Below are 21,415 nucleotides of genomic sequence, written 5' to 3'. Positions count from 1 at the left end.
TTCTAATTGCTTCAATTATATATAGTTAAAAATATAAAAATTTCAGACTATTTCTCGTATCCGAGAATTTTAAGAAAATCCTGGGGCTCCTGCTGCTCGCTAAATAGCCTGGTCTCCAGGTTTCCGTCTTTGTCTCTGTTAATAAGGATTTGCTTTGGCTGCGGAATCAAACAGTGCTGCAGTCCGCCAAAACCGCCAATGGTATCCTGATAGGCTCCTGTGTTAAAAAAGCCGATATACAAGGGTTTTTCTTTCTTGTACTTTGGAAGGTAAATGGCGTTGGTGTTTTGCTCTGAGTTGTAATAATCATCACTATCACAGGTGAGGCCGCCAAGCAATACCCGCTCATATTCGTCATTCCAGCGGTTCACGGCCAGCATGACAAACTTTTTACTTATGGCCCAGGTATCGGGCAGGGTGGTAATGAAAGAGGAGTTGATCATATTCCATTTTTCCCTGTCGTTCTGCTGCTTCTGGTAAAGGATCTCGTAGATAGCACCACCACTCTCCCCAACTGTAAAGGAGCCAAACTCTGTAAATATGTGAGGCGGCTCTACCTCGGCATCATCACAGGCGATCTTGATCTGGTTCACAATTTCTTCGACCATGTACTGGTAGTCATAATCAAAATGAAGGGAATTCTTCACCGGGAAACCACCTCCAATGTTAAGGCTGTCAAGGGTTGGGCAAACCCGCTTCAGGTTGATGTACACCCTGAGACACTTCAGCAATTCATTCCAGTAATAAGCGGTATCGCGAATCCCGGTATTGATGAAGAAGTGCAGCATCTTAAGTTCTACCTGGTCATTATCCTTGATTTGCTTGTTAAAAAAAGGAACTATGTTCTTATACCCTATACCCAAACGGGAGGTGTAAAATTCAAATTTCGGTTCTTCTTCCGAAGCAATCCTGATCCCAATTTTAAATTTCCCGTCTATAGCTTCAGAAAGCAGGTCGATCTCCTCGTAATTATCAATTATGGGAACACAGTTTTTATGTCCGCCATTAATGAGGTTGGCTATATTTGTAATATAACCGTTGCGCTTAAAACCGTTACAAATCACATAGGTATCATTAGTGATCTTCCCCTTTTTCTTAAGGCTTTCTACAATATTGATATCTACCGCCGCCGATGTTTCAATGTGAATATCGTTCTTTAAAGCTTCATTGAGCACGTGCTCAAAATGAGAACTTTTGGTGCAGTAGCAATAATTGTAAGAACCCGGGTAGTCGTGCTTTTTTAGGGCATCAAAAAACCATTTTTTGGCCTTATTTATATTTTCTGAAATTTTGGGGAGATAAGTGAACTTCAATGGGGCGCCGTATTCTTTAACAATCTCCATCAGGTCTATTCCGTGGAAATGCAGTTCACTACCTTCTACTGTAAATTCTTCCTGGGGGAAATAATAAGTCTGGTCGATTAAATCGCTGTACTTCGTATTCAATTTTTACGTAATAAGGTTTGAGGTTAAAAAGTAGAAATTATAAGCCAATGCTGAAAAAATAAGGTGATAAAAGTTTGTTAAGGCTACAAGTGCCGGGGAAGAAACAGTATAAAAACCAATGGGATAGGGCCCGTGGCGATTCTTTCATCATTTTAGCTTAGCTAAAGCAAATGTATTAAAAAGCCGGAAAGTTGCAGGATTTTTTTTAATCTCCTTTTACAACTTTCCGGCCGGTATTTTTAACCTATGCTCCTGCTAACATTAAAGGTTCGAGAGGTTGATCACCTCCTGCCTGCTCAATACTCTCCAGTGACCGCGAGCGAGGTCTTTTTTGGTGAGCCCCCCATAAACCACCCTGTCAAGCTTTACAATTTCATAGCCAAGGCTTTTAAAGATACGCTGTACAATATGAGGTTTGGTGCTTTTAATTTCAAGGCCTACCTCCCGCTTAGGCTGATTTTCCACATAGCTCACATCGGTCACCTTTACCGTGCCATCTTCGAGCGTTACTCCTTCTTTTATCTTCTGAAGGTCATCATAAGCCAGATCTTTGTCCAGCTCAAGGTGATAGATCTGCCTGATGCCATTTTTAGGACTGGCAAGGTTCTTTGCCAAAGTACCGTCATTGGTGAACAACAACAAACCTGTTGCCTGGGTATCGAGTTTCCCAACCGGAGAGAGTTTCGATTTTGATGCATTGGCTATAAGATCCATCACCGTCCTGTTCTTTTTCTCAAGACTGCCGGTTACATAAAAACCTTTTGGCTTATTTAGAAGAACATACTCAGGTTTTTCGGGATTGATTCGGCGGCCGTCAAATTTCACTTCATCTGAAATTTGTACTCTGTGCCCCATTTCGGTCACTACCTTTCCGTTCACAGTAACATTTCCGGCAGCAATGTAAATATCGGCATCCCGCCTGGAGCAGACACCGGAATTTGCAATATACTTGTTTAGTCTTATGCCTTCACTTTTCCCGGCCCCTCCCTGCTTTTTCTTAAGCGGCGCATTGCCCCGGGACATGTTTTTAGGATCCTTTTCATTCCGGTTCACCGGCGCATTTCCACGGGAATGGGATTTCGTTCGTTCGCCGCCTCCCTGTCTTCCGCCATAAGTTTTACCGGAAGAGCGGTCTCCCCTGCTTCCGGATGACCTGTCATTTCTACTCATATAAAATAATTTTGTACAAAGATAGTGTTTGTTTCATAAAAGATTTGAGGATGGGAGGATTTGAAAATGTGGCGATCTGAAAATTTTCACAATCTCTGTGATCTGCGGAAAGTTCAGGAATGACCTTTCGCCTCCACTCAAGGTGACAACGACAAAGAATGTTTCGAAAATGCCATTTTTGAGAGGTAATTTAATTAAATCATCTCCCGGGAAGGATTTATTCCGAATTATAGGAAAATTTCCTATTTTTGCTGAAATTCAGCAGTATGGATTATGAGAGAATAAAGGAGAAGCTGAGTATCCTGGCCGATGCCGCCAAATACGACGTTTCCTGTTCTTCCAGCGGAAGCAAACGCAAAAACACGACCAAGGGCCTGGGAGATTCCTCGGGCATGGGCATTTGCCATTCCTACACCGAAGACGGCCGCTGCGTTTCCCTGCTTAAAATCCTGCTCACCAATCACTGCATTTTTGACTGCGCCTACTGCGTTACCCGAAAGAGCAACGACATAAAACGCGCAGCCTTTAAAGTGCAGGAAGTCGTTGACCTCACCATTCATTTTTACCGTCGAAATTATATTGAAGGCCTGTTCCTGAGCTCAGGGATCTTTAAGGATGCCGATTACACCATGGAGCGGCTCATCCAGGTGGCAAAAAAACTGCGGCTCGAAGAGAATTTCAACGGGTATATTCACCTGAAGTCCATTCCCGGGGCCAGTGACGAACTCATGCGCGAAGCCGGGCTCTATGCCGACCGGCTGAGCGTCAACATCGAGATCCCCACCAAAAGCGGACTCAAGCTCCTGGCACCCGATAAAAAGCATGAAGATTTCATCAAACCCATGGAAAAAGTGAAAAATGAGATCATTCAGTATAAACAGGAGAGCCTTTTCATTAAAAGCACCCCAAAATATGCGCCGGCAGGCCAAAGTACGCAGATGATCGTGGGCGCATCGGGAGAAAGTGACCGGGATATTATGTATTCAGCTAACTTTTTTTACAAAAAATACAATATGAAGCGGGTGTATTATTCAGGATATGTTCCTGTGGCTGAAGATCCGCGCCTGCCGGCATTGAACAGTAAGGTGCCGCTGTTGCGGGAAAACCGCCTGTACCAGACCGACTGGCTGCTGAGGTTCTACGGCTTCGATATTCGTGAGCTGCTGAATGAACAAAACCTCAACCTCGACCTTGAAGTAGATCCAAAGCTCAGCTGGGCGCTGCGCAACCGGCATTTGTTTCCGGTGAACATTAACAGGGTAGAAAAGCAGTTGCTGTTGCGCATTCCGGGGATTGGGTTAAAATCGGTGAACAAAATCGTGCAGGCCAGGAAATTCCGGAAGCTCAATTGGGAGCACCTCAGTAAAATTGGTATCGCCATGAACCGGGCCAAATATTTCATTACCTGCGATTCCCGCGAATTTGAAGTGAAAGAACCTTCAAGCGAGTACCTCAAAAATGTCATTTTAAAGACCTCTTCCGGGAAATTCAGGAAAGAAACCGGGACCCAATTAAGCCTTTTTTAGATGGAACAGCAGGCAGTACTTTCTTACGACGGAACTTTGGAAGGTTTTTTAACCTGTGTGTTCACAGCTTATGAAGAAAAGCTGAAAGTTGTGGCCATAAATGCTTCGGAAAACACTACACAACAATTATTCACAGCTTCTTATGAGGTGATCACCCATTCAGGAAAAGCAAAAAGAGTGTGGTTATCCCTGAAGAAGAAAACTTCGGCAGCGGGGCTTAGGGATCTAAAATGGGCTTTTTTGAGTGAAATTTCCCAAATGGAGATGCAGCTGTACCGCATGATACGCTACATCCTGGCCGAAAATGTGCCGGTAGACCGGGATTTTTCACACCCTGCAGTGCTCAAAGTGGCGCAGGCCGCAAAAAAAGTCGGACGGGAGAAGCATCGCATGGAAGCTTTTGTAAGGTTCAGACGCACCAGGGATGAGGTGTATTTTGCTGCCATAGAACCAGATTTTAATGTGCTGCCGCTTATAAAAAGCCATTTTAAGAACCGTTATGCCGATCAAAAGTGGATCATCTACGATCTAAAACGGAACTTTGGGATTGCCTGGGATCTTGCTGCAGTAAATTACATCAGTCTTGATCTCGATCCTGAAGTTGGTATTTCAGGCGCACCCGAAGCATATTTTCATTCTTCAGAAATAGCATTTCAGCAGTTGTGGAATCAGTATTTCACCAGTACAAATATCAAAAGCAGGGCGAACAGCAAGTTACATTTACAGCAGCTTCCGAAGCGCTACTGGAAATACCTCACAGAAAAGAACCTCTAAAAATGTCATTTTTGAGAGGTAAGTTATTCCAGATCAAAATAATCCCGATGAATTGCCATTGGCTTTAGCCAGTGGTTTGAAGAAGAGGTAAAATCAGGGCTTTAGCCCAAATTTCTGACTGGTTTACAAAAGGAGCTGATGGAATTGGAGAACTCAATTGGGCTAAAGCCCTATCAATCTTTGGTTCTATTAATCCCCCGTCTAAAGGCGGAGGCAATTGATAATTCTTTCTTGCAGATCTTCAAATCTCGGAACGGGTTGAATAAAACCCCCGTTATGCTGAGTTTATTTCAGAATCTCCTGTCTGACAACCGGGAACACCTTCAGAAAAAAATCTTCAGGGAATGCCATTTTTGAGAGGTAAGTTATTCCAGATCAAAATAATCCCGATGAATTGCCACTGGCTTTAGCCCAAATTTCTGATTGGTTTACAAAAGAATCTGATGGAATTGGAGAACTCAATTGGGCTAAAGCCCCGGCTTGTTTGATTAATTCCTCCGCCTAAAGGCGGAGGCAATTGCGATTTCTTTTTCGCGAGCCTCTTAGCATCGGGACAGGTTGACGGATACTAAGAGTTCGGGTGGACACAAAACCCATAATATGCTGATTTCATTTCAGCACCTCCTTCCCCACAACTGGGAACACCTTCAGAAATAAGCTTCAGAAATGACATTTTTGAAAGCCTTTGTAATTCAGACATTTTTGACCTGATTAAAATCATGTTATAGGCTCCATGTTCCCTTTACCTTTGCATTAAAGAAAAGAGGTATGAGCACAGCTTTGATTAGAAAATACAACGTTCCCGGCCCCAGGTATACCAGTTATCCCACGGTGCCCTACTGGAACGAAGCTGCATTTACGGTAGCGCAGTATAAAGAGCGCCTGAAAAAGTCATTTTTGGAAAGCAACAGCGAAGAGGGGATTAGTATTTACATCCACCTGCCTTTTTGCGAGAGCCTGTGTACTTTTTGCGGCTGTAACAAGCGCATTACCAAACGCCATGAAGTGGAGTCGCCCTACATCGCTGCGGTGCTCTGGGAGTGGGATATGTATGTGAACCTGCTGGGGGAAAAGCCGGTGATAAAGGAGATTCACCTGGGGGGAGGAACACCCACTTTCTTTTCCCCTGAAAACCTTAGAATTCTTCTTGACGGACTTTTCGAAAAAGCTGTGCGGGCAGAAGAAGTGGATTTTAGCTTTGAAGGCCACCCCAACAACACCAAACAGGAGCACCTGCAGCTACTTTACGACCTGGGCTTTGACCGTGTGAGCTACGGGGTGCAGGATTATAATTTTGAGGTGCAACGGGCCATTCACAGGTTTCAGCCTTTTGTGAATGTGAAAAATGCCACGCAAGCTGCCAGGGAAATGGGTTATACCTCGGTGGGGCACGATCTTATTTTTGGTCTGCCATTCCAAACTGTAGAGCACGTAAAGGAAACCATTGAAAAGACCAGGGAATTAATGCCCGACCGGATCGCTTTTTACAGCTATGCGCACGTGCCGTGGATAAAAGGGAACGGGCAGCGCGGCTTTAAGGAAGAAGACCTGCCAAAGCCCGCTGTAAAACGCGAGATGTATGAAGTGGGAAAACAGCTGCTGGCCGAAGCCGGTTATGTAGAAGTGGGCATGGATCATTTTGCCCTAAAGAGCGATTCGCTCTACAAGGCCATGGAAAGCAGAAAGCTGCACCGCAACTTTATGGGCTACACCTCATCAAAGACCAAAGTAATGATTGGCCTGGGAGTTTCGGCCATTAGTGACAGCTGGAGCGGGTTCGCGCAGAATGTCAAGACCATTGAAGAATATTACGAGATCCTCGAAAAAGGCGATCTACCCCTTTACCGCGGACATATACTCACTGCGGAAGATGAGAAGATACGCCAGCACATTCTCAATTTAATGTGCAACCTGGAAACCTCGTGGAAAGACAATGCAATGAAATTCCCGGAACTTCCTGAAGTGCTCATAAGCCTGAAAGAAATGGAAGCTGACGGCCTCCTGGAATTCGGGGATGAAAAGCTCATCGTAAAAGAATCGGGGCGGCCTTTTGTAAGGAACATCTGCATGGCTTTTGATTTGCTGCTTCAAAGAAATAAACCTGAAACGAGGTTGTTTTCCATGACGGTTTAGACAAATTTTAGATTTAAAATCCAGTTACTTTCAGGTCAACTTCGAGTTTATTGAGAAAAAACCTGATGCGCTTTATCGAGGATATTTGCTGTTGATCGAAAAAATATAAAGAAGCAACCAAACATTATGTTAAGGCTCTGGTGAGGAATATTGTAATTCTTACATTTAAAACCCTATAAAATTTAAATGAAGTTCAAAGTCAACAAAGCCGTCCTTCTGTCAATTATTGTTTTTGGAGTGATTGCAGCGCTTTATTTCAATTATTTGTTTTCGCTCATTTAGAGAGTATTACCCTCTGCTTCGGAAGAAGAGAAGCTGTGAAAGAGCTGAGAACACCAGGCTAAATTATTCCAAAAACCTCCTGTCCTTTACTCAAACTTTTCTTAAGAAAGGAAATCAATGGGAAGGAATTTTCTTCCGAAGAAATTTTCTAATCCAGGATTTCGTAATGAATGGGTTTAAAGCTGCCGTTGTTGCTGTCTTCGGCAGAGCAGGCGGTGAGGCCAACAATGAGGTCCATTTCGGCTTCAAAAAGCACATAATCCCCAGCCCTGCTTAATGGCGCTTCCACGCTCAACTTTCCTTTTTCGTCAAACTGAACATTCATAAAAATGTTGAAAGCTGTGGGCACATCATCGGGCTCAATATCAAAAGGAGCAAGATTGGTATAAAGGTTCTCAAAGCAACTGGGGTGGTACTCGGGGTTGTTGTACATGATCTGGAAGGTTTCGGGGCTGCACGGGGCGAGTAAAAAATCATTGCGGCCATTGGTGTCTTCCAGGATCTTCATCATTTTATGGCTTCGGTTGCTCCATAACCAGTTTCCTTTGGTGAGTAGTATACTTTCTTCAAAATCCATGGTTTTCCCTGAAGAAATCTTTTCCCCTGGGTCTTCCGCATTAAACAGCACCATATCGCTCACCTGCTCTCCCCGCGGATCTATGACCTTTAATTTTTGCCCTTTTTGAAGCTTGAAGGCTGCGCCTGTTTGTTTTTCAATAACCTGTACCATGTTCCTTTTTTATGTTTTTGCTCAATGTTGAAGATAAGGGGTCCTGCCGTGCTTCGAGATGCTCACTTACCGAGTTTACATCGTCTTTATCAAATCCCTGGTGGAGTTTTACTATAGCCTGCACCTTTACCGGCTCACACCAAAACCCGGTGATGAGCGGAAGGTGATCATCAATCATCTCTCGGGGCAGATCTTTATAGAAAATAGGGCATTTCTGCTCTTTTTCAAACCTGCCAATGAGCTTTTGAAGACTTTCTTCGAGCTCCTGCTGCGACTGCAATTTCAATTTCACATTCACGTGTACGGCCGAATAATCCCAGGTGCTAATGTTGATGTCTTTGTACCAGGACGAAGAAACGTAGCCGTGGGCACCGTGAAAGATGAGCAGGGCATCAAGGCCGTCTTTCAGGAATTTATATTGCTCATTGGCTTCGGCAATGTGCCCGTATAACCTGAATTTTTCGGGAGTACCTTCAATTAAAACCGGGATATGCGTAGCCAGCAGGTCTTCCCCCTGCAGCACAAAGCTGGCGAAGGGATGCTGGTCTATAAAATCGAAAACGTACTGCGGATCTTTTTTGAGATATTTCTTTTGCCGAAACATATTTATTTTTTTCCGTGAAGAAAAGGACATTTCCAGTCTTCTCTAACTTTTCGGCCGCTATACTGCCTGGCTTCGCTGCGTTCGCCAAAATCTTCGAGCATTGGGTTGATCTCCCCCTGCAGCTCAATATCCCTTTCTCTAATTTTGTCTCTTACGGTGTGGTAAGTATTCATTTGCCGCAACTTCTCAAACTGCCAGTGCAGGTTAAAAGCGATGGCAGGGTAAGGCGCCTGCCTTGCTTTTCTAGAGCTGTTTGGGTGTAAGCCTACAATATAAAAAGCCTTTCCGCCCAGGCTAAAGCTGAAGTTTTTGTGTTCGGGATCGGGGCTTACCGCCTCATCCCACTGGGTATCGTCAACTTCGTGCAAATGCTGTAGCTGTGCCCATAGCGTTTGCTCAAACTCTTCTTCGGAATAATGCTGCCTGCCTTTAAAACCGACTAAAAAAGTGAGAAAATCATTAGATTCAAAATCGTAAGCAGCGATATATTCTTTAAGGTCGGCAAGTATAGCTTTCGCGGTTTCCCGGCTTCCGAAGTTATCGTACTCGTGAAAGTCAACCTTGTCCATGCTAAACACCGTCTGGGCCATGAGGCACGGGTGATTGTTGCCAATTATAAAATCTTCAAACTGGGATTTTGCAGATGAAACTTCAGAAATTTGCTGTTCTTTTACCTGGGACATAAAAAATGTATTTCAGTAAAAATACTATCTGAAAATGTCGTTTTCAGCAGGTTTAAGAATCCCTTAGTGGAGTTTTAAGTAAGATTAACAGCTTTTCACCTAATGAGTTAGTTTTTATTGCGATAGCGGTAAATAAGGAAAAGCATAAAGCTGTTGAGCATAAAAGCTACCCCGTTTGTTGCAATGATGGGAATGTCTTTTTCGATAAACCCGTAGATCACCCAAAGGGCCAGGCCGGTAATGAGCACAAAGAACATTCCGGGAGAAACATCGTCTACCTCTTTGGTCTTCCAGGCTTTCCAAATTTGCGGGGTCACTGCCGCTGTGGTAAAAACGCCCGCGGTGAGGCCCAGTATTTCTGTCCAGCCTATCATTACCGCTCTACATCTTTTAGCAACCAGTCTTCGAGCACCTCATCTTCACTATCGCTGTGCAGCACCGAAATATCTCCTGTGGCCTCAAAGATCACGGCCCTTACCTGTGAGAGGTTCAGCACATTTGCCTCGCGCAGCTTTGACCTTAGATCTCCTTCGGTGACCTTTGCCCTGTGCAGGTTTTTTGTTAGAATATTCTTCCCATCCATAAGCATAAGGGGAGAATTATCTACCACTTTACCTACTCCTTTATATCTTCGGAAAAAAGCAACACTCATTTGCAGGCCATAGATGAGTGCCAGCCCGAGAATTCCGCTTGCCAGGCTCACATTTTTGGAAAGCACTGTAGATGCGATCATAGAACCTATGGCCACCGTCATGGCGAAATCAAAGCTCGACATTTTTGAAAAACTTCGTTTTCCGGCGAGGCGGGTAAAAAGGATGATCGCGATGTAAATTCCTACCGCATTTACCAAAATAGCAATAACAGCTCTCCAGCCTATGTTAAACCATTCTTCCATAATATCATAAATTGGTTAAGAGAACAGGGTAAAAATATCAGGTTTATCAGGCGCCCACCACTTCGCCGCCGTTCACGTGGATTACCTGCCCCGTGATGTAACTCGCGTCTTTACTGGCCAGAAAAACATAAGCCGGGCCCACTTCGCTGGGTTGTCCTGCTCTTCCAAGCGGAACTTTTTTACCAAATTCGGCCACATGTTCTGCATCAAAACTGGCTGGGATTAAAGGCGTCCAGATTGGTCCGGGCGCAACACCATTAACTCTAATGTTCTTCTCTGCCAGCATTTTTGACAGGGACCTGGTATAGGAGGTGATGGCTCCTTTGGTACTCGAGTAATCCAAAAGATGTTCACTCCCCCTGTATGCGGTCACCGAGGTTGTGTTGATAATACTATCCCCATCTTTCAGGTGTTTTAGAGCTTCATTGACCACGAAAAAATAAGGATAAATGTTAGTTTCAAAGGTCTTTCTCACCTGCGCCGGAGTGACTTCTTCCGGCTCTTCCTTCGGAAATTGCATGGCTGCATTGTTCACCAGGATGTTGAGCCCACCGAATTTATCTACAGTTTTCTGTACCACTTCTTCGCAAAATTTTTCATCCTTAAGATCACCTTTTAAGGCCAGGCCTTCAGAGCCTGCTTTTTCGATCATGTTGATGGTTTCATTGGCATCCTTATCTTCAGAAAGATATACTATGGCCACCCTGGCGCCTTCTTTTGCAAAATGCACTGCCACGCTTTGGCCAATTCCGCTGTCGCCACCGGTGATAAGCGCAACTTTTCCCTTCAGTTTATCACTGCCTTTATAGTCTTTGCGGATCACTTCGGGTTCCGGATGCATTTTTTGCTGCTTTCCTGGTTGTTTTTCCTGCTTTTGCTTCGGAAGGTCTTTCGGTTTGCTCATGGTTTCAACATTTTGAAACTTAAAGTTATAGAACCCTGGTTAAGGCTGCCGAAGGTTTAAGAAAGATTTAGCGCAGCTTTAAACAAAGAATAACGTCTTTTAAATTGATATCTTTGAGGCTGAAAAATGACATTTTTGGAACCTCTTTCTTTTGATATTGTAATTATTGGCGGTGGCGCCGCCGGATTCTTCACTGCGATAAATGCTGCGGAAATGGCTCCGGAAGCTAAAATCTGCATCCTGGAAAGAGGAAAGGATGTGCTGACCAAGGTGCGTATCTCGGGGGGCGGAAGGTGTAACGTCACCCACGCCGAATTTCTTCCAAAAGAGCTCGCAAAAAACTATCCTCGCGGCGAAAAAGAGCTGCGCGGGCCGTTTCATTCCTTTATGACCGGCGATACCATCGAGTGGTTCGAGAAAAGAGGCGTGCCGCTAAAAATTGAAGAAGACGGCAGAATGTTTCCGGAAAGCAATTCTTCAGAAACCATAATTGATCTTTTTCTACAGGAGTCAAAAAGGCTAAAAATTGAGGTGCTTACCAAACGGGTGGTTCAAAGCCTGAAGCAGAAAAATGACCTTTGGGAAATAGGAACTTCCGCAGAAAATTTCATTGCCAAAAAAGTATTGGTAGCCACCGGAAGTAACCCGAAGATATGGAACCTGCTGCAGGAGCTGGGCCATGAGATCGTTCCCGGGGTGCCATCGCTTTTCACCTTTAATATAACCGACAGCCGGATAAAAGAGCTGCCCGGGGTAGCTACAAATGCTGTGGTGAAACTGAAACGAACAAAGCTGGAAACTTCCGGCCCTTTGCTCATCACCCACTGGGGCATGAGTGGTCCGGCGATTCTGAAACTTTCCGCCTGGGGCGCAAGAGAACTGAGTGACAAAAAGAATTTTGAGATCGAAGTGAACTGGCTTCCCGAAATTTATTCGGAAGAAGTGGAAGAGGAACTGCAGCGGTTAAAAAAGCTAGCTGCAAAACAATCCCCGCATAAAACTGCCCGTTTTGAGCTGCCAAAAAGGCTGTGGCAAAGCCTGGTAAGTGCTTCGGGAATTGATTCCGAGCTGCGTTGGGCCGATCTTAACAAGCAGCAGCTCCAAGCACTGAAGCAGCAGCTTATTTCCGCCACTTTTCAGGTACATGGCAAAAGTACTTTTAAGGAGGAATTTGTAACTGCCGGAGGTGTAGAGCTAAAGGAGGTGAACTTTAAAACCTTTGAAAGCCGCATTTGCAAAAATCTTTTTTTGGCAGGTGAAGTTTTGAATATCGACGCCATCACCGGCGGCTTTAATTTTCAGAATGCCTGGACCGGCGGATATCTTGCAGCTATGGCAATGACTACCGATTCTGCTGTTTAAAAACCATTTTATTGAACCAGCTAGTGGGTAGGAGCTTTCGGGCGATGAGTACTGCTCCGGCACCTTTTCCGGCAGGATATCTTAATTTTTGGCTGCCATCTGTAGCGGCTTTAAAAACTGTTTTTGCAACTACTTCGGGACCGGGAGCTTTTTCATTTCTTTTTTTCATACCGCTTAAAATATTTTTCTCCATTTTGTCATAGCCTTTCACGGCATCGTTTTCAAAGGTCTTAAGCGAACGCCCATGAAAATCTGTTTTTATGGCTGCGGGTTCTATCATTTTCACTTTTATGTTAAACTGCTTTAGTTCATATTGCAAAGCTTCAGTAAAACCTTCAAGCGCCCACTTACTGGAGCAGTATAAACTGTAAAGCGGAATAGTAAACCTGCCCACCACAGAGGAGGTGTTGATGATCATACCTTCCCCTTTCTGTTTGAAATAGGGGATAAATTGGCGGGTAAGATCCATCACACCAAAGACATTTACTTTAAACTGGTTGAGCACGTCTTCTTCGGTAGATTTCTCGAACGCACCCACGGCACCATAACCGGCATTGTTGAATAGCACGTCTATACCCGGAAAATCCTTTTCCACTTCAGAAATGATCTTTTGCAAATGTTCTTTTTTTGTGACATCGAGGGTATAAAGCTTCAGGTTTGGAAGTTCTTTGAGTTCAGTTTCTTCTTCGGGAGAACGCATGGTCGCGGCAACATTCCAGCCTTTTTTGGCAAAAAGTTTTGCTGTGGCCCGGCCAATCCCGCTGGAGGCACCGGTAATGAGGATGGTTTTTTTCATTTTTTCTTTTTTTTGGATTAACCCCACATGCAGTGGAAGAATAAAAAATAGAAGCCCTGCAAGGGCATGATATGCCAGCATCCCGTAAAACGGGATGTATAAAATTAAAGCGACCACCCTAACCAAAGCCCTGTAGGGGCGTGATTAACCGGCATAATTTTTAATCCCAAACATATCTCTCGTCAAATTCAACCTGGTATTTTTTCATAAAATCCCGATATTCATCCTGAAATGATTTTTTTTGATGATGTTCGTGTTGTTTTGAAATGTAAATGGTGACTTTATCTACCTCAGAAGGGTTCACTGAGAAGGCTCCGTATCCATCTTGCCAGTAAAAATTTTCATACCCCTCACCTTTGGTTTTTATCCATTTGGATGAATGCGATTTTAATTCTTCAAGTAGCTTTACAAGTGCTAATTTTTTTGACAACATACAAAGTATGTGGATATGATCAAAATAGCCTCCGATTTTTATTACCTGGCAGTCGAGTTTATTACAAATGCCGCCCAGATAACTGTACAGTTCTGCTTCTACAGGTGGGTATATCAATGGCTGCCGATGTTTGGTACTAAAGACCAGGTGAATATAATTTTTCACAAGTGACTGTCCCATGATGCACCATATTACGCCCCTATCAGGGCTCCTAATATTCTTCACTTTTTATACGAGGGGCTGCGCCCATCGTTAGCATATTGTGCCCCCTTCGGGGCTTCATACTCTCTTTTATTGGCTTATATGCTTTTGTACAACAATGATTTAAAATAAGAAATTTTGAACACACAGGAGTTGTAAAAGTTATTCCCTCTTTTAAATAGCATATTAAGCTATAAATAAGGAGATAACTTTGTTTGTTATTTTTCTTTTTTTTGAAGTGATTTAAATTCACGGATTCCTAAAGCCTTTATTAGGAAAATCTATCTTTGTGTTATGACCGAAAAAGATTTTATTCCGAAGACCTACCCGGCAGCGATAGAGCAGGGGGAGGTAACCTGGCAAAGCCCCAGTAATATTGCCCTGGTGAAGTATTGGGGAAAGCTGGAAAACCAAATTCCGGCGAATCCCTCCATAAGTTTTACACTCGATTCATGCCGTACAACGACTAAACTGAAGTTTCAGAAGAAACAAAAATCTGCTGCCGATTTCGATTTCAGGCTGCTGTTTGAAGGCGAGGAAAAAGATGCTTTCCGGCCAAAGATCCTGAAGTTCATGCAAAGAGTGGAGCCATATTTGCCATTTTTGAAAGACTATGAATTTACTATAGAAACTTCTAATTCATTTCCGCACAGCAGCGGGATTGCATCTTCGGCCAGCGGCATGAGCGCGCTTGCACTTTGTCTTATGAGCCTCGAAAGACGACTGAATCCCGAAATGGATGAAGAATATTTCACCCGAAAAAGCTCATTTTTGGCAAGGCTGGGATCGGGTAGCGCCTGCCGCAGCATTGAGGGGGAGCTGGTTGTGTGGGGCATGCACAACAATATTTATCGTAGCAGTGATCTATACGGGGTTCCTTTTCGCGATGAGGTGCATGACAACTTCAGGAATTATCGCGACACCATTTTGCTTGTAGATAAAGGTGAAAAACAGGTGAGCAGTACACTGGGGCATGATCTTATGAATGATCATCCTTATGCCGAAACCCGCTTCAGGCAGGCGCACGACAACCTAGATAAGCTCAAAAAGATCTTCCGCAGCGGCGATCTTTCAGCATTTATAAAAGTGGTGGAAAGTGAAGCCTTAACCCTGCACGCGATGATGATGACGAGTCAGCCGTATTTTCTCCTTATGAAGCCTAACACCCTGGCAATTATCAACAAAGTTTTCAGGTTTAGGGAAGAAACCGGGCTGCATCTTTGCTTTACTCTTGATGCGGGTGCTAATGTTCATTTGCTTTTTCCGGAGAAAGAGGCGCAGGAAACGCTTGAATTTATTGAAGCAGAATTAAAACAATTCTGCCAGAACGGCCAGTATATCAATGACAGAGTAGGCAGCGGCGCGAAGAAATTGGCCTGATAGTTGAATCTAATTTGCTGAAAAACAAAGTAATTGCCTACGGATTAATTAATTATATTTGCAACCTTTATACGGTACAAGTCTTTTTTTAACATGGTTTTATCATAAACTGATCACAATCATGTGGCTAAAAGAAAGTTGTATGCCGGATGTTATTTAGTTTTGCTAACTTTGAGTAGTTTGTAGAGGGATGTATAGCAGATGTACGACTCCTGCCCCAAAAGATGAACAGTATGAAAGGACCTTTATTTTATTCTAAAATCTTACTCTTCGGAGAATATGGGATCATTAAGGATTCCAAGGGTTTATCTATTCCATATAACTTCTACAATGGGGCTTTAAAGGTTGATGAAGATCCTTCGGAAGCAGCACAGATTTCTAACGCGAGCCTGAAGCGGTTTGCAGCTTACCTGGAGAACCTCCAGCAGGAACAACCAGAACTGGTTCAGTTTGATCTTGCCGAATTAAAGGCCGATATTGACCGGGGAATGTACTTTGATTCCAGCATTCCGCAGGGATATGGAGTGGGGAGCAGTGGTGCTCTGGTAGCGGCGATCTATGATGAATACGCGGTTGAAAAGATCACGGTGCTTGAAAATCTTACAAGAGAAAAACTCTTAAAACTGAAAAAGATCTTTGGGGAAATGGAATCATTTTTCCACGGGAAGTCTTCAGGTCTTGATCCATTGAATTCTTATTTGAGTATTCCTATCCTCATCAACTCTAAAGACAATATTGAACCTGCCGGGATACCGTCACAAACGCAAAACGGAAAAGGTGCGGTGTTCCTTCTCGATAGCGGATCTGTTGGTGAGACTGCTCCCATGGTGAACATTTTCATGGAGAACATGAAGCAGGAACCTTTCAGGAAAATGCTGAAAGATCAATTCGTAAAACATACCGATGCCTGTGTTGATGATTTTCTAAAAGGTGACGTAAAATCCCTTTTTGGAAACATGAAGAAACTTTCACATGTGGTACTGGATAATTTTAAGCCCATGATCCCGGCCCAATTCCACAAACTCTGGAAGAATGGAATTGAGACCAATGACTATTACCTCAAGCTTTGCGGCTCGGGTGGCGGTGGTTACATCCTCGGGTTTACCGAAGACATTGAAAAGGCAAGAAAAGCATTAAAAGATTACCGCCTGGAAGTAGTCTACAACTTCTAAAGCGATACATGGCTTCTATATACAAAAAGCGGCTTCTGCTCAAGATTCTCAGCTTTATATCGGTTATTAGGGGCTATAACATCCTGGTGCTGGTTATTGCCCAATACCTTACTTCCATTTTTATTCTTGCGCACGATTTGCCGGTGAGGCAGGTGCTTTTTGATCCTAACCTGTTCTTTATGGTGCTGGCAACTGCCTCGGTGGCGGCTTCGGGTTATATCATCAACAATTTTTACGACAGCGAAAAAGATCTCATTAATCGGCCGCAAAAGACGATGCTGGACAGGTTTGTGAGTCAGCGGACAAAGCTTTCGGTATACTTTCTGCTCAATATGTTCGGGATTTTCTTTGCCAGTTATATCTCGTTTAGGGCAGTGGTATTTTTCTCTCTCTACATTTTTGCCATCTGGTTTTACTCGCACCGGCTCAAAAAAATTCTTTTTATTAATAACCTGGTCGCATCTGTAATAACCATAACCCCGTTTTTTGCTGTTTTTCTTTACTATAAGAATTTCGATACCGTTATTCTCGTCCATGCAGCCTTTTTATACCTCATTATTTTAATGCGCGAGATGGTGAAGGATCTGGAAAATATGAAAGGAGACTTGGTGCAGGGGTATAGAACCATACCTATAGTTTATGGGGAAAACCTGAGTAAAGGCCTGCTCACGGTTTTAACCTTTCTCTCTATGATCCCGGTGTATTTCCTCATTTTTACATTTGAGATAGGGAAAATGTATTACTTTTTCTATGGAGCTGTGGCCTTGCTGCTTCTCTTTCTTTTGATCCTCTATTTTAGTCGGGCAAAGTGGCAGTATTTGCTGTTGCATAACCTGCTGAAATTTATCATTGTCGCGGGGGTCTTTAGTATCCTCTTAATAGATGTGGAGGCGCTGTTGAGCAGAGTGTTTTAGGATTATATAAGGAATATTGGATATTGAACATTAAAAGTAGTTAAGAAAAATAAACTTCATTCTCTTTTCACTGTCCTCAGCTCTGGCGGAACCGAGAACTAATTCCCCGGGTTTCCCGAAGACTAGAAACTCATCAATAAACATTAATCTTTAATCCTTTCTAAAGCTGCCCCACTGCGTCTAGCAGGCCTTCTCTAAGCCCTTTCCAGGCGAAGTTCCAGAAAGATTTGTTCTTAGTGCGTTCTACCTGCACATCGTAGCTACCGCCCTCTTCGGGTTCCTGCTCGTTATCTACAAAAAGGTTGGCAATGGCACTCAAAAAACCCTTTTTCTCCTCCTTTTTCTTTGTAAGCAGCTCCACTTTTAGGTCGTCATATTCCATTCGGAAATCGCCCTGCATCACGTCATCATTTCCAAAGAAGTTAAAATAGACACTATTTATAGTACCGCGGGCGCGGGCATTGAGCGAAGGGACGAGAAAAGGATCAAGGGCCTCTCCCTGAATAGTACCAAAATTCCCCGAAATTTGAAATTTATCCTGCGCGCTGAAGACCGGAAAAGTCCAGTCTATACTCACCGGTGTACCCTGCATAAAATCGGCACTGGCAGTAATTCTGGGTTGCGAAGACAGCTCCTTCAGGTTATGAAGCTTGTCTACCTCGCCTTTAACCGCGGCAAAACGCACTATGGCAGGCTGCTCCCCGGCTTTCACCTGCTCTTCGTACACAATTTCGCTATTGTTAACCACTACCTTCTCAAAATTGATAAAAATTGGGGCATTGCGCAGCATTTTGCTGTAAAGCGGCTTCACATTGGGATAATCGGCCACCAGTTTGTTCCTGTAAATATTGAGATTGGCACCGGCTAGCGTCATTTTAGAGTTGCGCAAGTACAAAGAATCCTTTCGCATCTCAAAGTGGAGACTGTCGAGTTTGATTTCATTTACATCGAGCCTCACGTAATCTTTTTCGTACGGAATTCTCTGTACAAATTCTTCCCTGTTGAAAAATGAACGGATTTTAAAATCGGAAATCTCCACCTGCCCGTTTTTTGCTGAAAGCCTGCCCACATCTATGTAATGTTCGGGGTTCATTTTCAGGAAAAGACTGTCCACTTCGAGCTGGTAAGATTTTAGAGTGGAAAGCTGCATGCCCGAGTGTATATTTTCAACTGCGGCCGAAGTAACATGGGCGTAAACCGTGGCTTCAGTCGTATCTGCAGATTGCCGACTAAATTTGCCATTTTTGACCCGCAAATTCTTTATTTGCAGCTTTTGTTGCCCCGATGTTTCTTTTGCTGAAGAATCTTTCGGAAAAACCGTGATTTGCGGTCCTATTAGTTCAAACTCGTTTATTACAATGTTGTTATTAAAGAGGTATTCCGAATAAGAAAGTCCGGATAGTTTTACTTCCTCAATATTTCCTGAAAATCTTTCTCGGTCCAGTTTTAAATCTTCCACACTAAACCTGTTAAAAAGGATATTTACTGAAAGATCTTTATAAGCCGTAGCCTGCAGTTGCTCATCAAGCTGCTGTTCAATTTTGTTCTTCACATAGAGGTTTGCCAGGAAGAAAAGCAGAACCAGTCCCGCCACCCCTGCAATTATCCAACCCGCTTTTTTCTTATTACTCACGCTCATTTTTTTCTGAAGATAGTATTTTTCCTTCAAATGCCATTAACACTATCTAAGCAAGAAACTTACAAAAGTATTTATACTGAAAATACGTGAAAATTTGTTAATAGTTTCTGTAAGATAATACGTACTTATTCTTAATCTTTCATAACTTTTCATCAGCAATGTTACTCCATTGTTAATTCTTTATTAATCAACATTTTATTAGAATTTATTTAACACCTGAAGTTTTAATTTAGGCTCTGTAAAAATGAATAACTAACCTAAAATAATCTGCCTCATGACATCATTTCAACCCTCTCAAATTATTGAAGAATTCAAGAGCTTTATACACGATAGCTGTACAAACTGCGAAGGCGAAATGGAAAAGTACAGTTCTCTGCACAAGGGGATCATTAAAATGTATTTTGGGGCACGTCGTGTAGAGATAGATTACAGGCAACAGCTAATAAAAGCCGAAATTCCCATGGCTCCACATCAATACACCACCGTTAACTTTGAGTGCCAAGATTTAGACAGGTTCCTTTCTTCCTGCATCAAAAAAGATAAAAGAAGCCTGAACTTTTACCAAAGTTCATTAAACTATTACAACCATACTCCTGGCGCCCTCTCACAGGTGGCATAACTGAAATGTTGAATATGGTTTATAATTTTGCCCCGGACGACCTCCGGGGCTTTTATGTTCTGCATCCAGGAATTCTGTAAAGCAAAGATCTTCAGAATTAACGGATCAAAGTTTCGTCAAATTTAGAGAATTACGAAAATATTCACCAACAAAAAAGCCGACTCGTTAAAGTCGGCTTTTAGCTGTGCGGGCGAAAGGACTCGAACCTTCACACCGTGAGGCACTAGATCCTAAGTTCCCAAATTAATTAACCAAAAAAACATGAAACCATTGATTTTCAAGGATTTATGGGTTTTTTTATTTTACATAATATCAAATGAATTCATTCAAAATGAATAAATGTTGTACCTATGTTGTACCAAAAAATCCTATCTTAGAGTCAGTCTAAAACCTTGAGTATGAACTCTAGTGCATCTATAATTCTCAGAAAAAAGCCAAACAAAAAAGGTCTTTATCCTCTGGCAATCCGCATTACCAAATTTCGTAAGTCTACCTATTTATTTGTTGGACATTGTATTGAACAAAAGTATTGGGATGACACAAAATGCTTGGTAAAAAAGTCCCATCCCTATGCTGGCCGATTAAATACCTTACTGTTGACAAAATTGGCCGAGACAAACAAAATTTTACTTGAGCTCCAGGCCGAACGTAAAGATTATTCGGCTTCCCAGATTAAAAAAGAAATTTCATTTAAAAATAGGAATAATAACTTTTTTGATACAGCTGATGCACATCTAAAAGAGATTAGAACAAGTAATAACTATGGCCGACTTTCAGTTGACAAAGCTATTATCGGGCATATTTCCAAATTCAATAAATCAAAACACCTATCATTTCTGGATCTAGATGAAAATTACCTCAAAAAGTATATCGCCTATTTAAGGAATAAACCGACCATTTCTGAGCGCACAATTGCAAATCACCTCGTTCTCATAAGACTTCTCTTCAACAGGGCAATTCGAAGTGGTTTGGTAGACGGAAAATTTTATCCCTTCGGAAAGGACAAAATAAAAATAAAATTTCCTGAAGCTAATAAAGTAGGATTAACGAGAGAAGAAATAAAGAAAATTGAAAATCTTAGAGATCTAACAAGTGAGCAGCATCACGCGCGAAATATTTGGCTTTTTAGTTTTTATCTCGCCGGAATAAGAATCGCCGATGTTTTAAAATTGCGATGGAGTGATATCTATGACAACAGAATTCATTATACCATGAACAAAAATTCTAAGTTAGTGTCTTTACAATTACCTGAAAAGGTAACTAATATTTTGAGGGAATACATCGAAAATAAACGCGAAGAAAATGACTACATCTTTCCTGAACTTAAAATGATTGATCCAAGCAACAAAAAGAAAATATTTGACAAATCTAAACGAGCCAACCGAGTCATCAACGCCTTTTTGGCTGAGATTGCTGAAAAAGCCGGTATAACAAAAAAACTGAGCATGCACATTGCACGTCATAGCTTTGGTAACATTGCAGGAGATAGGATTCCAGTTCAGATGCTCCAGCAACTATATAGGCATTCCTCGGTTACTACAACCATGATGTACCAATCCTACTTCATCAACAAAGAGACAGACAAAGCATTAAATAGTGTCATTGATTTCTAATATCTCAGCAAACTTCATTGAATACTTTTTGGTGTTTTCGGGATTCCTTTAAATTAAGTATAAAAATCACCTAGAAAACTCCCAATGTCTACCTAGAAGTTGCTAATGAAGAAATTATCCTTTTTCCTTTGTCATTACAA

At 42.6% G+C, this 21,415-nt stretch carries 20 protein-coding genes; 9 read left to right on the top strand and 11 right to left on the bottom strand.

Annotated features, from left to right (window positions below; all coding sequences use genetic code 11):
- Positions 1-47: 47 nt before the first annotated feature.
- Together JRG66_RS09330 and JRG66_RS09325 are read right to left on the bottom strand one after the other, a co-directional pair.
- Positions 48-1,445 carry an arginine decarboxylase gene (locus tag JRG66_RS09330; RefSeq protein WP_265162500.1) on the bottom strand — a complete coding sequence of 466 codons (1,398 nt, stop codon included), beginning with the start codon at positions 1,443-1,445 and terminating at the stop codon, positions 48-50.
- Between the two features lie 261 nt (positions 1,446-1,706).
- On the bottom strand, positions 1,707-2,615 hold the full coding sequence (locus tag JRG66_RS09325; protein WP_265162499.1) for a pseudouridine synthase: 909 nt from the start codon (positions 2,613-2,615) through the stop codon (positions 1,707-1,709).
- 266 nt (positions 2,616-2,881) lie between these two features.
- On the opposite strand from JRG66_RS09325, the gene JRG66_RS09320 reads away from it, so the two are divergent.
- The 3 genes from JRG66_RS09320 (at position 2,882) to hemN (ending at position 7,048) form a co-directional block, all read left to right on the top strand.
- Positions 2,882-4,141, top strand: coding sequence for a putative DNA modification/repair radical SAM protein (locus tag JRG66_RS09320; protein WP_265162498.1), 1,260 nt, complete (start codon positions 2,882-2,884; stop codon positions 4,139-4,141).
- On the top strand, positions 4,142-4,915 hold the full coding sequence (locus tag JRG66_RS09315; protein ID WP_265162497.1) for a TIGR03915 family putative DNA repair protein: 774 nt from the start codon (positions 4,142-4,144) through the stop codon (positions 4,913-4,915).
- Positions 4,916-5,683: 768 nt separating this feature from the next.
- Positions 5,684-7,048, top strand: a complete 1,365-nt coding sequence (gene hemN / locus JRG66_RS09310; RefSeq protein WP_265162496.1) for an oxygen-independent coproporphyrinogen III oxidase — start codon at positions 5,684-5,686, stop codon at positions 7,046-7,048.
- Between the two features lie 430 nt (positions 7,049-7,478).
- Here the strand turns inward: hemN and JRG66_RS09305 are convergent, their stop codons facing one another.
- The 6 genes from JRG66_RS09305 to JRG66_RS09280 all read right to left on the bottom strand — a co-directional run bounded on the left by JRG66_RS09305 (position 7,479) and on the right by JRG66_RS09280 (position 11,146).
- Positions 7,479-8,060, bottom strand: a complete 582-nt coding sequence (locus JRG66_RS09305; protein WP_265162495.1) for a DUF1989 domain-containing protein — start codon at positions 8,058-8,060, stop codon at positions 7,479-7,481.
- Positions 8,044-8,664 (bottom strand): FMN-binding negative transcriptional regulator, encoded by a 621-nt coding sequence (locus JRG66_RS09300; RefSeq protein ID WP_265162494.1) that lies wholly within the window; start codon positions 8,662-8,664, stop codon positions 8,044-8,046. Before JRG66_RS09300 ends, JRG66_RS09305 begins: the two co-directional genes overlap by 17 nt.
- Before the next feature lie 2 nt (positions 8,665-8,666).
- Positions 8,667-9,347 carry a guanitoxin biosynthesis heme-dependent pre-guanitoxin N-hydroxylase GntA gene (gene gntA / locus JRG66_RS09295; protein ID WP_265162493.1) on the bottom strand — a complete coding sequence of 227 codons (681 nt, stop codon included), beginning with the start codon at positions 9,345-9,347 and terminating at the stop codon, positions 8,667-8,669.
- Between the two features lie 107 nt (positions 9,348-9,454).
- On the bottom strand, positions 9,455-9,721 hold the full coding sequence (locus tag JRG66_RS09290) for a SemiSWEET family sugar transporter (protein WP_265162492.1): 267 nt from the start codon (positions 9,719-9,721) through the stop codon (positions 9,455-9,457).
- Positions 9,721-10,242 carry a DUF421 domain-containing protein gene (locus JRG66_RS09285; RefSeq protein ID WP_265162491.1) on the bottom strand — a complete coding sequence of 174 codons (522 nt, stop codon included), beginning with the start codon at positions 10,240-10,242 and terminating at the stop codon, positions 9,721-9,723. Before JRG66_RS09285 ends, JRG66_RS09290 begins: the two co-directional genes overlap by 1 nt.
- Positions 10,243-10,288: 46 nt before the next feature.
- Positions 10,289-11,146, bottom strand: coding sequence for an SDR family oxidoreductase (locus JRG66_RS09280; RefSeq protein ID WP_265162490.1), 858 nt, complete (start codon positions 11,144-11,146; stop codon positions 10,289-10,291).
- A gap of 126 nt (positions 11,147-11,272) precedes the next feature.
- On the opposite strand from JRG66_RS09280, the gene JRG66_RS09275 reads away from it, so the two are divergent.
- Complete coding sequence (locus tag JRG66_RS09275; protein ID WP_265162489.1) at positions 11,273-12,508, top strand: BaiN/RdsA family NAD(P)/FAD-dependent oxidoreductase; 1,236 nt, start codon at positions 11,273-11,275, stop codon at positions 12,506-12,508.
- Here JRG66_RS09275 and JRG66_RS09270 read toward each other — a convergent pair.
- Positions 12,489-13,304, bottom strand: coding sequence for an SDR family oxidoreductase (locus JRG66_RS09270; protein WP_265162488.1), 816 nt, complete (start codon positions 13,302-13,304; stop codon positions 12,489-12,491). The two genes, JRG66_RS09275 and JRG66_RS09270, sit on opposite strands and share 20 nt — an antisense overlap.
- Positions 13,305-13,464: 160 nt before the next feature.
- On the bottom strand, positions 13,465-13,962 hold the full coding sequence (tnpA, locus tag JRG66_RS09265) for an IS200/IS605 family transposase (RefSeq protein ID WP_265162487.1): 498 nt from the start codon (positions 13,960-13,962) through the stop codon (positions 13,465-13,467).
- Between the two features lie 270 nt (positions 13,963-14,232).
- Here tnpA and JRG66_RS09260 point away from each other — a divergent pair, with 270 nt between their 5' ends.
- The 3 genes from JRG66_RS09260 (at position 14,233) to JRG66_RS09250 (ending at position 17,404) form a co-directional block, all read left to right on the top strand.
- Positions 14,233-15,318, top strand: coding sequence for a diphosphomevalonate decarboxylase (locus JRG66_RS09260; protein ID WP_265162486.1), 1,086 nt, complete (start codon positions 14,233-14,235; stop codon positions 15,316-15,318).
- 233 nt (positions 15,319-15,551) lie between these two features.
- Positions 15,552-16,490: a mevalonate kinase family protein gene (locus JRG66_RS09255; RefSeq protein ID WP_265162485.1), complete on the top strand. Its 939-nt coding sequence runs from the start codon at positions 15,552-15,554 to the stop codon at positions 16,488-16,490.
- Between the two features lie 8 nt (positions 16,491-16,498).
- The gene (locus tag JRG66_RS09250) at positions 16,499-17,404 is read left to right on the top strand and encodes a geranylgeranylglycerol-phosphate geranylgeranyltransferase (RefSeq protein ID WP_265162484.1); all 906 of its coding nucleotides are present in this window, start codon (positions 16,499-16,501) and stop codon (positions 17,402-17,404) included.
- Positions 17,405-17,564: 160 nt separating this feature from the next.
- Here the strand turns inward: JRG66_RS09250 and JRG66_RS09245 are convergent, their stop codons facing one another.
- Complete coding sequence (locus JRG66_RS09245; protein ID WP_265162483.1) at positions 17,565-19,037, bottom strand: AsmA family protein; 1,473 nt, start codon at positions 19,035-19,037, stop codon at positions 17,565-17,567.
- A 280-nt stretch (positions 19,038-19,317) separates the two neighbouring features.
- Between JRG66_RS09245 and JRG66_RS09240 the strand changes: the two genes are divergently transcribed.
- Entirely contained in the window at positions 19,318-19,662 is a 345-nt protein-coding gene (locus JRG66_RS09240) for a hypothetical protein (RefSeq protein WP_265162482.1), read from the top strand.
- Between the two features lie 398 nt (positions 19,663-20,060).
- The gene (locus JRG66_RS09235) at positions 20,061-21,275 is read left to right on the top strand and encodes a site-specific integrase (RefSeq protein WP_265162481.1); all 1,215 of its coding nucleotides are present in this window, start codon (positions 20,061-20,063) and stop codon (positions 21,273-21,275) included.
- The last annotated feature ends 140 nt before the right edge of the window (positions 21,276-21,415 follow it).

The sequence above is a fragment of the Salinimicrobium tongyeongense genome (genome assembly GCF_026109735.1).
GTDB lineage: Bacteria > Bacteroidota > Bacteroidia > Flavobacteriales > Flavobacteriaceae > Salinimicrobium > Salinimicrobium tongyeongense.
The sequence above is the reverse complement of the archived record's forward strand: the minus strand, read 5'-3'. Positions and strand labels throughout refer to the sequence as shown.

What these genes read in the sequence shown, in the direction of transcription:
- gntA (WP_265162493.1), bottom strand. Translation starts at nt 9,347, where the DNA reads ATGTCCCAGGTAAAAGAACAGCAAATTTCTGAAGTTTCATCTGCAAAA.
- JRG66_RS09315 (WP_265162497.1), top strand. Translation starts at nt 4,142, where the DNA reads ATGGAACAGCAGGCAGTACTTTCTTACGACGGAACTTTGGAAGGTTTT.
- JRG66_RS09255 (WP_265162485.1), top strand. Translation starts at nt 15,552, where the DNA reads ATGAAAGGACCTTTATTTTATTCTAAAATCTTACTCTTCGGAGAATAT.
- JRG66_RS09285 (WP_265162491.1), bottom strand. Translation starts at nt 10,242, where the DNA reads ATGGAAGAATGGTTTAACATAGGCTGGAGAGCTGTTATTGCTATTTTG.
- JRG66_RS09270 (WP_265162488.1), bottom strand. Translation starts at nt 13,304, where the DNA reads ATGAAAAAAACCATCCTCATTACCGGTGCCTCCAGCGGGATTGGCCGG.
- JRG66_RS09325 (WP_265162499.1), bottom strand. Translation starts at nt 2,615, where the DNA reads ATGAGTAGAAATGACAGGTCATCCGGAAGCAGGGGAGACCGCTCTTCC.
- JRG66_RS09280 (WP_265162490.1), bottom strand. Translation starts at nt 11,146, where the DNA reads ATGAGCAAACCGAAAGACCTTCCGAAGCAAAAGCAGGAAAAACAACCA.
- JRG66_RS09250 (WP_265162484.1), top strand. Translation starts at nt 16,499, where the DNA reads ATGGCTTCTATATACAAAAAGCGGCTTCTGCTCAAGATTCTCAGCTTT.
- JRG66_RS09305 (WP_265162495.1), bottom strand. Translation starts at nt 8,060, where the DNA reads ATGGTACAGGTTATTGAAAAACAAACAGGCGCAGCCTTCAAGCTTCAA.
- JRG66_RS09240 (WP_265162482.1), top strand. Translation starts at nt 19,318, where the DNA reads ATGACATCATTTCAACCCTCTCAAATTATTGAAGAATTCAAGAGCTTT.
- JRG66_RS09320 (WP_265162498.1), top strand. Translation starts at nt 2,882, where the DNA reads ATGGATTATGAGAGAATAAAGGAGAAGCTGAGTATCCTGGCCGATGCC.
- JRG66_RS09260 (WP_265162486.1), top strand. Translation starts at nt 14,233, where the DNA reads ATGACCGAAAAAGATTTTATTCCGAAGACCTACCCGGCAGCGATAGAG.
- JRG66_RS09290 (WP_265162492.1), bottom strand. Translation starts at nt 9,721, where the DNA reads ATGATAGGCTGGACAGAAATACTGGGCCTCACCGCGGGCGTTTTTACC.
- JRG66_RS09300 (WP_265162494.1), bottom strand. Translation starts at nt 8,664, where the DNA reads ATGTTTCGGCAAAAGAAATATCTCAAAAAAGATCCGCAGTACGTTTTC.
- JRG66_RS09235 (WP_265162481.1), top strand. Translation starts at nt 20,061, where the DNA reads ATGAACTCTAGTGCATCTATAATTCTCAGAAAAAAGCCAAACAAAAAA.
- hemN (WP_265162496.1), top strand. Translation starts at nt 5,684, where the DNA reads ATGAGCACAGCTTTGATTAGAAAATACAACGTTCCCGGCCCCAGGTAT.
- JRG66_RS09275 (WP_265162489.1), top strand. Translation starts at nt 11,273, where the DNA reads ATGACATTTTTGGAACCTCTTTCTTTTGATATTGTAATTATTGGCGGT.